The following is a 12,284-nucleotide window of genomic DNA, read 5'->3' as shown; positions in this document are numbered from 1 at the left end:
ACAGCGTCACCGGCCGCCGGGCGGATGTGTTCCGGCGACGACAATGTCACCGGCACCGTCGTCGGTAACGAATGCCAGCAGCCGCCGGGCCTCCTCCTCGACGAGCGCGCGCTGGTCCGCGGCGAACCCGTACCAGGGCTCGATATGCAGTGCCGAATCCCGCAGCGACCATCTGCCGTGCACGAAACCGTCCACCAGATACACCGGCACCCCGGCCGAGGCCTCACGGGAGGTCCGCCGCCGGTCCTGCTCGGCGATGATCCGCCGCCGGTCCCGGTAACCGAGCAGCGCATTGTCGAACGCGGGCAGAAACCGCACCGGCACAGGCAGTTCCGGGTCGGCGAGCGGCGCATCGGGCAGATCGAACAGTTCCGCTCCCTCGGCACTCCGCAGCACCCGCAGCCGCGAACGCAACGGGCCGACGACCTCGCCGACCCGGGTGAGGCCCGACCAGGCCTGGATATCGGCAACGCTCGCCGGGCCGAACGCCGCGAGGTAACGCAGGACCATCGTCGCCGGGTCGGCCGGACCCAGCGGTGCACCGATCCACTCCTCGGCGGGACCGACAGTGACATAGCGGTTGCGCCAACGTCCCCACTCCCCTGTTTCGGCTCCGTGCGCCATCGGCACCAGCACCTCGACCGCCTCCGCCAGCCTGCGCGTATGACGCTGCGGAAAATGCTCGGCCAGTTGCCTTCCGAGGTCACCGCGCGACATCCACCGGCCCGCCAGCACTTCCCTGCCCGCCGCAGCCAACTCGGACAACTCGATACCGTCGATCTCGTCGCGGTAGTAGGCGGTATTGAGTGCCCCCGCGATATACGCCTGGACGGTAGGGCGCAGCCAGCGGAAATCCTCCGCCGTACTGAGATGTACGGTGCGTCGGATCGTGGTGGACCGGACGAGTTTCCGGTCGTGCATCAGCGCGGCGAGTTCCGGATGATCGAACCGCGCCAGCCGCGACCACACCCCGATATAAGGCCAATTCGGTTCCTGCCCCTGCACCGCGACCAGATGCCGGATCAGCTCGTAGGGCGTCAGATCCGTCCGGGCCGCCAGATGCTGGCGTACCAGCAGGGTCCGGTTCAAGGTGCGCAGTGACAATTCCCGCATACCGGGCATTATCGCGCCCGGCACCGACAGAGCGGGGTCTGCTCAGCCACCGCCCGATCGCGTCCATTCCAGAAGCTCGTCCACCGGACGGGTATTGATGATCCGCTCGGGCGCAACCGCACAGGCCACCGCGCGGGCACATCCATACCCCTGCCAGTCCAGCTGACCCGGCGCGTGCGCATCGGTATCGACCGCGAATTCGCACCCCATCTCGAGCGCGAGCCGGATCAACCGCTCCGGCGGATCCTGCCGCTCCGGCCGGCTGTTGATCTCGACCGCCGTCCCGTAGCGGCGGCAGGCCTCGAAGACGATCTCGGCGTCGAAATCCGATTCGGGCCGCGTCCCCCGCCCGCCTTCGACCAGCCGTCCGGTGCAGTGCCCGAGGACGTCCACATGCGGGTTGGCCACCGCGTACACCATGCGCCGAGTCATCGTGTCGCGGTCGTCGCGTAGCCGCGAATGCACGCTGGCGACGACGATATCGAGTTCGGCGAGCAGGTCGGCGTCCTGGTCCAGGCTGCCGTCGTCGAGGATATCGACCTCGATACCGGTGAGCACCCGGAACGGGGCCAGTTCGGCGTTCACTTCGGCGACCACCTCGAGCTGGCGGCGCAACCGTTGCGCGGAAAGACCGTTCGCGACGGTGAGCCGCGGTGAATGATCGGTCAGCGCGCAGTACTCGTGTCCGAGGGCGGCCGCGCAACCCATCATCTCCGCGATCGGGCTTCCGCCGTCGGACCAATCCGAATGGGTGTGCAGATCACCACGCAACCGCGCGCGCAGCTCGGCGCCTGCGGCCCCGATCGGCCGCGCCGCGGCCCGCAACTCCGCGAGGTAGCGCGGGACGACTCCTTCACAGGCCTCCTCGATCACGGCCGCGGTCTTCGGGCCGATCCCGGCCAGCTCCTGCCAATTCCGGGCTGTCCGGCGCCGCCGCATCTCCTCGTCGCCGAGACCTGCGACGATATCGGCGGCCCGCCGGTACGCCTTGACCCGATGCGTTTTCTCCCGGCCCCGTTCGAGCCAGAACCCGATTTCGCGCAACGCCGCCTCCGGCCCCGGCGCGGGCCGTGGGGATTCGGGCGCGTCGCCGGGCACCGGTCAGCGAGCCTTTCCGTACTTGACGAAGGCGACACCGTCGTCGAAGACCTGGCTGGTGATGACACGGAATTCCAGGGGTTCGGGCAGTCGCGGCCCACTGCCGAACAGCGGCCGGCCCCGCCCCAGCACAATCGGATGCAGTTTGAGGAAGACCTGATCGATCTCGGGCAGCAGTTCCTGTGCCAGCCGGCCACCGCCGCACAACCAGATACCGGGACCCTGTTCGCGTTTGAGTGCCCGTACCCGGGCCAATGGGTCGGCGCCGATGAGTTCCACGGCCGGATCGGGGGGTGCGGTGAGCGTGGTGGACACCACGAATTGGCGCAGATGCGCGTACGGATTGGTCGTACCGGTACGCACCCCGAAATCGTAGGTTTTGCGGCCCATGATCACGGTGTCGAAGTTGGCATTACGCGCGCCGATACCGAGCGTCCGGCGCACTTCGGACGGCACGGTCTCCGGATACTGCGCGCTGATCGTGCGGCTGTGGTCGCCGCCGACCGGAAAGAAATCGACGGCACCGTCCTCGGTGGCGATGAACCCGTCGATCGTGGCGGCGACGAAATAGGTGAGCTTGCGCATGGCGTCCTTCCCAGGGCCGACCGGGCCGACGATCTTGCCGAGAAGACCGTAACCCGTCGCCGGGCGCCGCCGCGAGATCTACGACGCGGTTTTGCGGCGCCGCGCCGGAGGTTGACACCGCGGGCACGAGAAGGACGAGCGGTTCATGAACTTCTCCCGGACGATCGCCGCACCGCAGCGCGGGCAGGGCCGGTCACCGCGCCCGTACACCGCCAGGGCGCGCTCGAAATAGCCGGATTCGCCGTTGACATTCACATACAGCGCGTCGAACGAGGTGCCACCCGCGGCCAGCGCATCGTTCATCACCGCCGCGGCCTCGGCCAGCAGCTGACGCAACACCGGACGGGTGAGTCCGGCCGCCGTCCGGCCACCGTGGACCTGTGCCCGCCACAGTGCCTCGTCGGCGTAGATATTGCCGATACCGGAGACCACGGTCTGATCCAGCAGCACCCGTTTGATCTCGGTCTGCTTGGTGCGCAGCACGGCGACCACCCGCTCGGCATCGAAGCGGGGATCGAGCGGATCGCGGGCGATATGGGCGAGCAGATCGGGAAGCAGATCACCGTCCACCTCCACCAGTGGCGCCAGCACCCAGCCGCCGAAGGTGCGCTGATCGACGAACCGCAACTCCCGGCCGTCGTCGAGGGTCGCCCGGATATGGGCATGCTTCTCGACCGGCGCGCCGACCGGCTGCACCAGCATCTGGCCGCTCATCCCCAGGTGGACGACCAGCGCGGTATCCGCGGGAGTACCGGCGGGTTCGTCGAAGGTCAGCCACAGGTATTTTCCGCGGCGCCGGGCCGCAGCCACCGTCAGGCCGGTCAGCTGGGCCGCCATATCGGCGGCACCGGCCAGATGCCGGCGTACGGAACGCGGATGCGTGACGGTGACCGATTCCACGGTCCGGCCGCACAGATGTTCGGCCAGGCCGCAGCGAACGACCTCGACCTCGGGAAGCTCGGGCACCTCAGGATTCGCCGGTCAGTGCGCGGTAGGCGGCGCCCGCTGCCTTCTGCTCCGCTTCCTTCTTCGACCGTCCGACGCCCTGCCCGTAGGCATCGCCGGCGATCACAGTGGTCGCGGTGAACTCTTTGTCGTGGTCGGGCCCGGTGGAAGTGATCTCATAGCTGGGCACGCCCAGACCGCGTTCGGCGGTCAGTTCCTGCAGGCTGGTCTTGAAGTCCAGCCCGGCGCCCATTCGTGGACCACGTTCGAGCAGTTCGGCGAACAGCCGCAACACGACCTCACGCGCCACATCGATACCGTGCTCGAGATGCACGGCACCGAGCAGCGACTCCATCCCGTCGGCCAGGATGCTGGGTTTGTCCCGGCCGCCGGTGAGTTCCTCACCTTTGCCGAGCAGCAGATGCGCGCCCAGACCGCCCTCGCCCAGCGTGCGCGCCACTTCGGCGAGTGCGTGCATATTCACCACACTCGCGCGCAGCTTTGCCAGTTCGCCCTCGGATTTCTCCGGGTGCTCGTGATAGAGCCGTTCGGTGATACTCAGTCCGAGGACCGAGTCGCCGAGGAATTCGAGCCGCTCATTGGTCGGCAGCCCACCGTTTTCGTACGCGTACGAGCGATGGGTCAATGCGAGACGAAGCAACTCGGGCTGTATCTCGACACCCAGGGCGGCGAGCAAACTCGCTTGATCCGGCCGCTCACCGGGTTCGTCTTTGCCCGCGGTCAATTGTCGACCGGGGATCAGACGGCCGGGGCGACCTGGCGGCCCTTGTAGGTACCGCAGGAGGGGCACGCGATATGCGGCGGGGTCTTCTGACCGCAGGCCCGGTTCGGGCAGGTGATCAGCGTAGGCGCAACGGCCTTCCACTGGCTGCGCCGAGACCGGGTATTGGAACGGGACATCCGGCGCTTGGGAACGGCCACGACTACTTCTCCTCTGTGCTGTTACGTGCAATGTCTGCGGAATGGTCTCCGGTGGCCGCACCCTTGTCGGGGCTGCCGCTGCCGGGCGATCCGGAGGCGAATTTCGCCAGCCCGGCCCAGCGGGGATCCAGTATCTCATGCCGGTGATCGGATCCTGCAATCGCCATCCGAACCCCGCATTCCGGGCACAGTCCCGCACAGTCGGGAGTGCACAGCGGCTGCAGCGGTAATTCGAGGCCGAGCTGGTCGACGATCAGGGGCTCGAGGTCGATGAGGTCGTCGTCCATCCGGTAGACCTCGTCGTCGGACGCGGTCTGGTCCGTGGCGCTGTCCGGGTAGGCGAACAGTTCGGTCAGCGAGACTTCCACCGAATCGGTGAACTGTTCCAGGCAGCGTGAGCATTCACCGGCCACCGGCGCGGTGACGGTTCCGGTGACGAGCACTCCCTCCGAGACCGACTGCAAACGCAGATCCAGCTCGACCTCGGAACCGGCCGGTACGGCGATCAGGTCCAGGCCGAGCCGTTCGGGGGTGGTGACGGTTCGCCGCAGTTCGCGCATGGATCCCGGGGCGCGACCGAGGCTGCGGACATCCAGCACGAAACCCGCGTCGTGTGCACGGTGTGCACCGGAACGCGAGCGCGCGGTTGTATCGGCAGACATCGAAGAACACTCCACTGGGTCGTTCGGGGTATCAGCTATGGACCGGATTCGGCGGGCAACCACACCACAGTACGCGAAACGGGCGGTTACCTGCAAAATCGTCCGGTGGCTAGCGGCGGAACTCCGCCGCGTAGTCCGGTATCCCCGACCCGTTGCGCAGTTGCTGGCGGCCGCGGCCCACAGTGCGCAGGGCGCCGCCGAGGGTCTCCTCGAATTCGGCGAGTTTGCTGTCGACGTAGTGGTCGCAATCGGCTCGCATCCGGTCGGCGTCGGCCTGCGCGGTATCGATCAGCCGGGCCGATTCCGCGTGCGCGGCCCGCACGACCTCGGTCTCCTCCACCAGGCGCCGCTGTTCGGCCTGGCCGTCGGCCACCGAGCGGTCGTAGGAGGCCCGGCCGGCCTCGGCCATCCGGTCGGCTTCCGCGCGGGCCCGGCCGGTGACCGATTCGTATTCGGCCTTGGCATCGGCGACCAGACGCTGAGCTTCGCTCGTGGCGGTATCGACCATCCGATCGGCATGCGCGGTGGCCTCGGCGACCATCCGGTCGGCGTGCGCCTTCGCCTCGGCGAGGATCCGGTCGGCTTCGGCGCGGGCGTCGGCGACGGTGGTGGTGGCCTGCTCGTCGGCACTTCGGACGGTTTCCTCGGCCAGGCCGCGGGCGTCGTCGACGATCTTGTCGCGGTGGTCGAGTACATCTTGGGCATCGTCGATCTCGGCCGGCAGCGCATCACGCACATCGTCGAGCAGATCGAGCGTTTCCGGACGCGGGACGATGCAGTTGCGCGTCGCGGGTATCCCGCGTGCCTCCTCGACTATGGCGACCAGTTCGTCGAGCGCCTCGAATACCCGGTACATGCTCAGTGCCCTCCTGCTGACGATCGGCGAAATATCCCGCCGTTCCCAGTGTGCCCCGGCCCGTCGGCTGAGCCGAACCAACTTTCGGTGTGTCGCTACTTCCAGCGGATATCCACAGACTTCCGGGGGATCAACTGGAGACGTGTTCTCCGCTTGGTGTTAGATTCGTAGGAGTCGAATCGCACCGCGATGGACCGCCTGACCCTTGCCCGATCGGAACCGCCCATGACCATCCTGCAGCTGCCCTCGTCCGGGGCACTGTCCGCCGCGGATCTGGATATCGATTGGCCGGAACAGATCGACCCGGTGGCCTGGCAGCAGCGTCTACTCCGGTATCTGCGCGGCGACCGGGCATTTCCGCAGCTCATCCGGTTCGCCCTGGTGGGTGGTCTGAGCAATATCTCCTACGTGCTGCTCTTCCTCAGCCTGACCGGCGCCGGCACTCTGCTGGCCAATGTCGCCGGTTCGGTGGTGAGCACGATCCTGGCCAACGAACTGCACCGCCGCCTCACCTTCCACGCGGCCGAGCGGGTCGGCTGGTTCACCGCACAATGGGAGGGCGGCGGCCTGGCGCTGCTGGGTCTGGGGATCAGCACGGCGGCCCTCGCCGCGCTGGAAGTGCTCGCTCCCACCCTGGCCGAACCGGCGCAGGCCGCAGCCGTACTGGCGATCAGCGCCGCCGTGGGCGGACTACGTTTCCTGGCCCTGCGCGGCCTGGTGTTCCGGCCGCTGCGGCGGGCCCGGGAAGTGAGCGCCGCCCGTGGGGAATCAGCCGGTGCGCTCGGCGAGCCGGTCGAGTAGGCGTTTGTGCACCAGCGGCGGCAGCATATCGCTGACATCGCCGCCGAAGGCCGCCACTTCCTTGACAAGTGAGCTGGACAGATAGCTGAACGCCGGGTTGGTGGCGATGAAGAAGGTATCGACGCCGGCGAGCTTCTTGTTCATCTGCGCCATCTGCAGTTCGTACCCGAAATCCCCGGCATCGCGCAGACCCTTGACGATCGCCGTGATGCCCTGTTCCCGGGCGAAATCGACGGTCAGGCCGGCCCAGGACGCGACCCGGATATTCGGCAGATCAGCGGTGGCGTCGCGCAGCATTTCGATGCGTTCCTCGACACTGAACATGCCTTGCTTCTTCTTGTTCACATTGACCGTGATGACGACCTCGTCGAACTGAGCCGCCGCCCGGCGGAACACATCGAGGTGGCCGTTGGTCACCGGATCGAACGAGCCCGGGCACAATGCTCCTGCCATGGCTCAAACGCTAGCAGGTACGGCGGAATCCGCCGCGCCGGTGCCGACGTACACGGCGGACTCGATCCGGGTTTCCCCGTACCGTTTCGGCGCGCGCCGGGCGAAACCCGCGGGCCACGTCATCTCCGCCGAACGGATGGATCGTTCGACGAGCAGCAGCGCGTCCTCGGCCAGCCAGCCGTGCGCCGCCAGCGCGCCGATATCCGCCTCGACGGCCGCGGTGGGCAGATCGTAGGGCGGATCGGCGAAGACCAGATCGAAATCGCCCGCACCGGCCTGCGTCAGCACCTGCGCCACCGCGCCGACCCGCACCTGCGCCGCGGTCAACCCCAGATCCGAGATATTGGCGCGCAGCACCGCCGCCGCCCGCCGATCCGATTCGACCAGCAGCGCGGCCCCGGCGCCGCGGGACAACGCCTCGAGCCCCAGCGCACCCGACCCCGCGTAGAGGTCGAGGACGCGGACTCCGTCCAGATCCATCCGCGCCTCGATCGAGGAGAACAACGCCTCGCGTACCCGGTCCGAGGTGGGCCGGGTTCCGGCGGGCGGCACGCGCAGGCGCCGACCGCCGGCCGTTCCGGCGACGATCCGGGTCATTCGGATTCGCGTCCGCCCAGTTCGATCAGCAGGTCACCACCCTCGACCTGCTGCACCTGGGTGATGGCCACCCGGCCCACCACTCCCCCGCGCGGCGCGGTGATGGCGGCCTCCATCTTCATGGCCTCGATGGTCGCGATGGTATCGCCGGCGGCGACCCGGTCGCCCTCGGCGACGGTCAGCGTGACGACACCGGCGAAGGGCGCGGCGATATGGTGCGGATTGTTCTTGTCGGCCTTCTCCGCGGCCGGGATCTCACTGGCAATGGAGCGATCCCGCACCGAGACCGGGCGCAGCTGCCCGTTGAGAATGCACATCACCGTGCGCATACCGCGCTCGTCGGGTTCGGCGATGGCCTCCAGCCCGATCAGCAGGATAACGCCCTTCTCCAACTGGACCCGGTGCTCCTCGCCGTGCCGCAGACCGTAGAAGAACTGATTCGCCGACAGCCCGGTGGTATCGCCGTACTTCTCGCGGTGAGCGAGGAATTCGGCGGTGGGCCCCGGGAACAGCAGCCGGTTGAGGGTCGCGCGACGCTCCTGGGAGGTGCCCGCCAGCCCGGCCTCGTCCGCGGCCGTCAACGGCGTCTCCGGTTTGGCGGCGCTGCGCCCGGCGAGGGCCTTCTCCCGGAACGGTTCGGGCCAGCCCCCGGCGGGGGTGCCGAGTTCGCCGCGCAGGAAACCGATCACCGAATCGGGGATGTCGTAACGACCCGGATCGGCGGCGAAATCCTCGATCTCGACACCGGAGCCGACCAGCGACAGCGCGAGATCGCCGACCACCTTCGACGACGGAGTCACCTTGATCAACCGGCCCAGCAGCCGGTCGGCCGCGGCGTATTTCGCCTCCACTTCCTCGAAGCGATCGCCCAGGCCGAGCGCGATGGCCTGCTGGCGCAGGTTGGACAGCTGGCCGCCGGGGATCTCGTGGGTGTAAACGCGTCCGGTCGGGGCGGGCAGCCCCGACTCGAACGGCGCGTACACCTTGCGCAGCGCCTCCCAGTACGGCTCCAGATCGCAGACATTGCCCAGGTTCAGGCCGGTGTCGTGCTCGCTGTGCGCGGCGGCCGCGACGATCGCGGAGAGCGCGGGCTGGCTGGTGGTACCGGCCATCGCCGCGGACGCACCGTCCACCGCGTCGGCACCGGCCTGCCACGCCGCCAGATAGGTCGCGAGCTGCCCGCCGGGGGTGTCATGGGTGTGGACATGGACGGGCAGATCGAAATTGCTGCGCAGCGCCGTCACCAGTTTCGCCGCGGCCGGAGCCCGCAGCAGACCGGCCATATCCTTGATCGCGAGCACATGCGCGCCCGCGTCGACGATCTGCTCGGCCAATTTCAGGTAGTAGTCCAGGGTGTAGAGCTTCTCGTCGGGATCGGTGAGGTCACCGGTATAGCTCAGCGCGACCTCGGCCACCGCGGTACCCGTTTCCCGGACCGCGTCGATCGCCGGACGCATCTGGTCGACATTGTTGAGCGCGTCGAAGATCCGGAAGATATCGATCCCCGTGTCGGTGGCCTCCCGCACGAACGCCCGAGTGACCTCTTCGGGATACGGCGTGTAACCGACCGTATTCCGTCCGCGCAGCAGCATCTGCAGGCAGATATTCGGCATCGCCTCGCGCAGGGCGGCCAGCCGCTCCCACGGATCCTCGTACAGGAATCGCAGCGCCACATCGTAGGTCGCGCCGCCCCAGCATTCGACCGAGAGCAGCTCGGGGGTGAGCCGGGCGACGTGACCAGCAACATCGAGCAGGCCGTTGGTCCGCACCCGGGTCGCCAGCAGCGACTGGTGGGCGTCGCGGAACGTGGTGTCGGTGACGCCCACGGCCTTCTGTTCGCGCAGGGCGCGCGCGAACCCTTCCGGGCCCAGGGTCAGCAGCTTCTGCCGGGAACCGTCCGGCGGCGGTACCGACAGATCGATCGCCGGCAGTTTGTCGTGCGGGTACACCGCTGTCGGCCGCGCCCCGTGTGGTTTGTTCACGGTGATATCGGCCAGGTAGTTCAGGATCTTGGTGCCGCGGTCGGCGGGTTCACGCAAGGAGAGCAACTGCGGACGCTCGTCGATGAACGACGTGGTGACCCGCCCGGCTTTGAAATCGGGGTCGTCGAGCACCGCCAGCAGGAACTGGATATTGGTGGTGACACCACGGATCCGGAACTCCATCAGCGCCCGCCGCGCCCGGGCTACAGCCGCCGGGAAGTCCCGGCCCCGGCAGCTGAGCTTCACCAGCATCGAATCGAAGTAGGCGCCGATCTCGGCCCCGAGGTTCGCCCCGCCGTCGAGCCGGATACCGGCGCCGCCGGGCGTCCGGTAGGCGGTGATCCGCCCGGTATCGGGGCGGAAACCGTTGGCCGGGTCCTCGGTGGTGATCCGGCACTGCAGCGCGGCGCCGCGAATGGTTACCTTGTCCTGGCTCAGGCCCAGATCGTCCAGGCTCTCCCCCGCCGCGATCCGCAGCTGCGACTGCACCAAATCGACATCGGTGATCTCCTCGGTCACCGTATGCTCGACCTGGATACGGGGGTTCATCTCGATGAAGACATGGTTCCCGCGCTCGTCGAGCAGGAATTCGACGGTTCCCGCGCAGCTGTAACCGATCTGCCGCGCGAACGCCACCGCGTCGGCGCAGATCCGATCCCGCAGTTCGGGATCCAGATTCGGGGCGGGCGCCAGCTCGATCACCTTCTGGTGCCGCCGCTGCAGCGAACAGTCCCGCTCGAACAGGTGCATCACATTGCCGTGGGTGTCGGCCAGGATCTGTACCTCGATATGGCGGGGGTTGACCACCGCCTGCTCCAGGAACACCGTGGGATCGCCGAACGCGGATTCGGCCTCCCGCGAGGCCGCCTCGATCGCCTCCCGCAACTGTTCCCGCGCCTGCACCCGGCGCATACCACGGCCACCGCCACCGGCGACCGCCTTCACGAACACCGGGAACTCCATGGATTCGGCCGCCGCGAGCAGTTCGCCGACATCCGCGGAAGGTGCACTGGAATTCAGGACCGGCAGCCCGGCCGCCTTCGCCGCCGCAATCGCGCGCGCCTTGTTACCCGCGAGTTCCAAGACCTCGGACGACGGACCGATGAAAGTGATTCCCTCGCGCGCACAGGCGGCGGCCAGGTCCGGATTCTCGGAGAGGAACCCGTATCCCGGATAGATCGCGTCGGCACCGGCGGTCTTGGCCGCCTCGATGATCGCGTCGACCGAGAGATAGGCCCGGACGGGATGGCCCTCCTCGCCGATCTCGTATGCCTCGTCCGCCTTCAGGCGGTGGACCGAATTGCGGTCCTCGTGCGGGAAGACGGCAACCGTTCCGATACCGAGCTCGTACGCCGCGCGGAAGGCTCGGATGGCGATCTCGCCGCGGTTGGCAACCAAGACTTTCGAGAACATTGACCCAACGTACCCGGCGCCACATCCAGGATCGACACCGAAGTCCACTTCGCAGAATCTTCACAACGCGACATTGCACGGTTGCGAAACCTTGGTCACCCTGCCGTCACATCTCACCGGCGACCACGGGCGATTGTGCGCTCGCCCGCAGTGGGCCAACTCCGGGCAATCTTTGCAGCACGGCCACACACCGCTCGGCAGCGCAGTCGGGGACTGGGGTCGGCCACACGCCCGCCCCCGACCACACGCGGCCATACGCTCGGCACTGCGCGCGACGCCTTCAACCAGCTCACCGGCGCCTCCGCTGATGCCGGTATCGCCAGGACGTTCCCGGGGCGGACAGGTCCGCCGCGAAACGAATCGTGCCTCCGCGTGCTGACGATCGCGCTCGACGAGACGATGCCCTCGAACGGCCATGCGGTGGCACTGCGCCCCGACGGCGCGATCACGACGCGTTTCGTCAGCCGGTAGCCGCGCGCCGTATCGGCGGGCGTCGGCTCGGCAGGATGAGCGGGCTATGGTGGACAGCGCAGCTGGTTCGCCGGCCGGTCGACCCGGAGCCCCGGACGATCGCCCCGGCGTCGAAACCCGCAACGGGCGGGTGAGAGGGAATCCGGTGGAAATCCGGAACTGTCCCGCAGCGGTGAGCGAGAACGAACGCCGTCATAGCACTGGGCGCACAGCCTGGGAAGCGACGGCCAGTAGGTCGGCCGAGGGGCCGGTGCCCGCGAGTCCGAAGACCTGCCGGTTGTACCGGGTACGCCGTATCCGGTGGCCACCGCCTCGAGGATTGGGCGCCGCGGTCCACCAGTGCTGAAAACGCTCCCGTCGCGCGCG

12 protein-coding genes and 1 riboswitch are annotated in these 12,284 nt (G+C 68.0%); of the genes, 1 reads left to right on the top strand and 11 read right to left on the bottom strand.

What is annotated here, in order from left to right; all coding sequences use genetic code 11:
- Positions 1-6: 6 nt before the first annotated feature.
- The 8 genes from QH196_RS14995 to QH196_RS14960 all read right to left on the bottom strand — a co-directional run bounded on the left by QH196_RS14995 (position 7) and on the right by QH196_RS14960 (position 6,201).
- The gene (locus QH196_RS14995) at positions 7-1,113 is read right to left on the bottom strand and encodes a winged helix DNA-binding domain-containing protein (protein ID WP_280416401.1); all 1,107 of its coding nucleotides are present in this window, start codon (positions 1,111-1,113) and stop codon (positions 7-9) included.
- 42 nt (positions 1,114-1,155) lie between these two features.
- Entirely contained in the window at positions 1,156-2,211 is a 1,056-nt protein-coding gene (locus tag QH196_RS14990; protein ID WP_280416400.1) for a PHP domain-containing protein, read from the bottom strand.
- Positions 2,212-2,214: 3 nt separating this feature from the next.
- Positions 2,215-2,796: a dihydrofolate reductase family protein gene (locus QH196_RS14985; protein ID WP_280416399.1), complete on the bottom strand. Its 582-nt coding sequence runs from the start codon at positions 2,794-2,796 to the stop codon at positions 2,215-2,217.
- 78 nt (positions 2,797-2,874) lie between these two features.
- A complete protein-coding gene (mutM, locus tag QH196_RS14980) occupies positions 2,875-3,762 on the bottom strand; it encodes a bifunctional DNA-formamidopyrimidine glycosylase/DNA-(apurinic or apyrimidinic site) lyase (RefSeq protein WP_280416398.1) in 888 nt (295 codons plus the stop codon).
- A gap of 1 nt (position 3,763) precedes the next feature.
- Positions 3,764-4,486 (bottom strand): ribonuclease III, encoded by a 723-nt coding sequence (gene rnc / locus QH196_RS14975; RefSeq protein WP_280416397.1) that lies wholly within the window; start codon positions 4,484-4,486, stop codon positions 3,764-3,766.
- A 14-nt stretch (positions 4,487-4,500) separates the two neighbouring features.
- Positions 4,501-4,683: a 50S ribosomal protein L32 gene (gene rpmF, locus QH196_RS14970; RefSeq protein WP_081595648.1), complete on the bottom strand. Its 183-nt coding sequence runs from the start codon at positions 4,681-4,683 to the stop codon at positions 4,501-4,503.
- Positions 4,684-4,685: 2 nt separating this feature from the next.
- Positions 4,686-5,345, bottom strand: coding sequence for a YceD family protein (locus tag QH196_RS14965; protein WP_280416396.1), 660 nt, complete (start codon positions 5,343-5,345; stop codon positions 4,686-4,688).
- A gap of 109 nt (positions 5,346-5,454) precedes the next feature.
- Positions 5,455-6,201 (bottom strand): DivIVA domain-containing protein, encoded by a 747-nt coding sequence (locus QH196_RS14960; protein ID WP_280416395.1) that lies wholly within the window; start codon positions 6,199-6,201, stop codon positions 5,455-5,457.
- A gap of 225 nt (positions 6,202-6,426) precedes the next feature.
- Here QH196_RS14960 and QH196_RS14955 point away from each other — a divergent pair, with 225 nt between their 5' ends.
- Positions 6,427-7,002 carry a GtrA family protein gene (locus QH196_RS14955; RefSeq protein WP_280416394.1) on the top strand — a complete coding sequence of 192 codons (576 nt, stop codon included), beginning with the start codon at positions 6,427-6,429 and terminating at the stop codon, positions 7,000-7,002.
- Here QH196_RS14955 and coaD read toward each other — a convergent pair.
- From coaD to QH196_RS14940, 3 genes are read right to left on the bottom strand one after another with little or no spacing between them, the layout of a single operon-like run.
- Positions 6,970-7,455: a pantetheine-phosphate adenylyltransferase gene (gene coaD, locus QH196_RS14950; RefSeq protein ID WP_280416393.1), complete on the bottom strand. Its 486-nt coding sequence runs from the start codon at positions 7,453-7,455 to the stop codon at positions 6,970-6,972. The genes QH196_RS14955 and coaD overlap by 33 nt on opposite strands.
- Positions 7,456-7,458: 3 nt before the next feature.
- Complete coding sequence (gene rsmD / locus QH196_RS14945) at positions 7,459-8,052, bottom strand: 16S rRNA (guanine(966)-N(2))-methyltransferase RsmD (RefSeq protein WP_280416392.1); 594 nt, start codon at positions 8,050-8,052, stop codon at positions 7,459-7,461.
- Positions 8,049-11,447 carry a pyruvate carboxylase gene (locus QH196_RS14940; RefSeq protein ID WP_280416391.1) on the bottom strand — a complete coding sequence of 1,133 codons (3,399 nt, stop codon included), beginning with the start codon at positions 11,445-11,447 and terminating at the stop codon, positions 8,049-8,051. Before QH196_RS14940 ends, rsmD begins: the two co-directional genes overlap by 4 nt.
- Before the next feature lie 581 nt (positions 11,448-12,028).
- A riboswitch (cobalamin riboswitch) is annotated at positions 12,029-12,210 on the top strand.
- Positions 12,211-12,284: the final 74 nt, after the last annotated feature.

The organism is Nocardia carnea, assembly GCF_029868325.1.
Taxonomy (GTDB): domain Bacteria; phylum Actinomycetota; class Actinomycetes; order Mycobacteriales; family Mycobacteriaceae; genus Nocardia; species Nocardia carnea_C.
Note: the sequence above shows the minus strand (reverse complement) of the source record. Positions and strands in the feature narration are given on the sequence as shown.

What these genes read in the sequence shown, in the direction of transcription:
- QH196_RS14995 (WP_280416401.1), bottom strand. Translation starts at nt 1,113, where the DNA reads ATGCGGGAATTGTCACTGCGCACCTTGAACCGGACCCTGCTGGTACGC.
- QH196_RS14985 (WP_280416399.1), bottom strand. Translation starts at nt 2,796, where the DNA reads ATGCGCAAGCTCACCTATTTCGTCGCCGCCACGATCGACGGGTTCATC.
- QH196_RS14965 (WP_280416396.1), bottom strand. Translation starts at nt 5,345, where the DNA reads ATGTCTGCCGATACAACCGCGCGCTCGCGTTCCGGTGCACACCGTGCA.
- QH196_RS14960 (WP_280416395.1), bottom strand. Translation starts at nt 6,201, where the DNA reads ATGTACCGGGTATTCGAGGCGCTCGACGAACTGGTCGCCATAGTCGAG.
- QH196_RS14955 (WP_280416394.1), top strand. Translation starts at nt 6,427, where the DNA reads ATGACCATCCTGCAGCTGCCCTCGTCCGGGGCACTGTCCGCCGCGGAT.
- coaD (WP_280416393.1), bottom strand. Translation starts at nt 7,455, where the DNA reads ATGGCAGGAGCATTGTGCCCGGGCTCGTTCGATCCGGTGACCAACGGC.
- rsmD (WP_280416392.1), bottom strand. Translation starts at nt 8,052, where the DNA reads ATGACCCGGATCGTCGCCGGAACGGCCGGCGGTCGGCGCCTGCGCGTG.
- QH196_RS14940 (WP_280416391.1), bottom strand. Translation starts at nt 11,447, where the DNA reads ATGTTCTCGAAAGTCTTGGTTGCCAACCGCGGCGAGATCGCCATCCGA.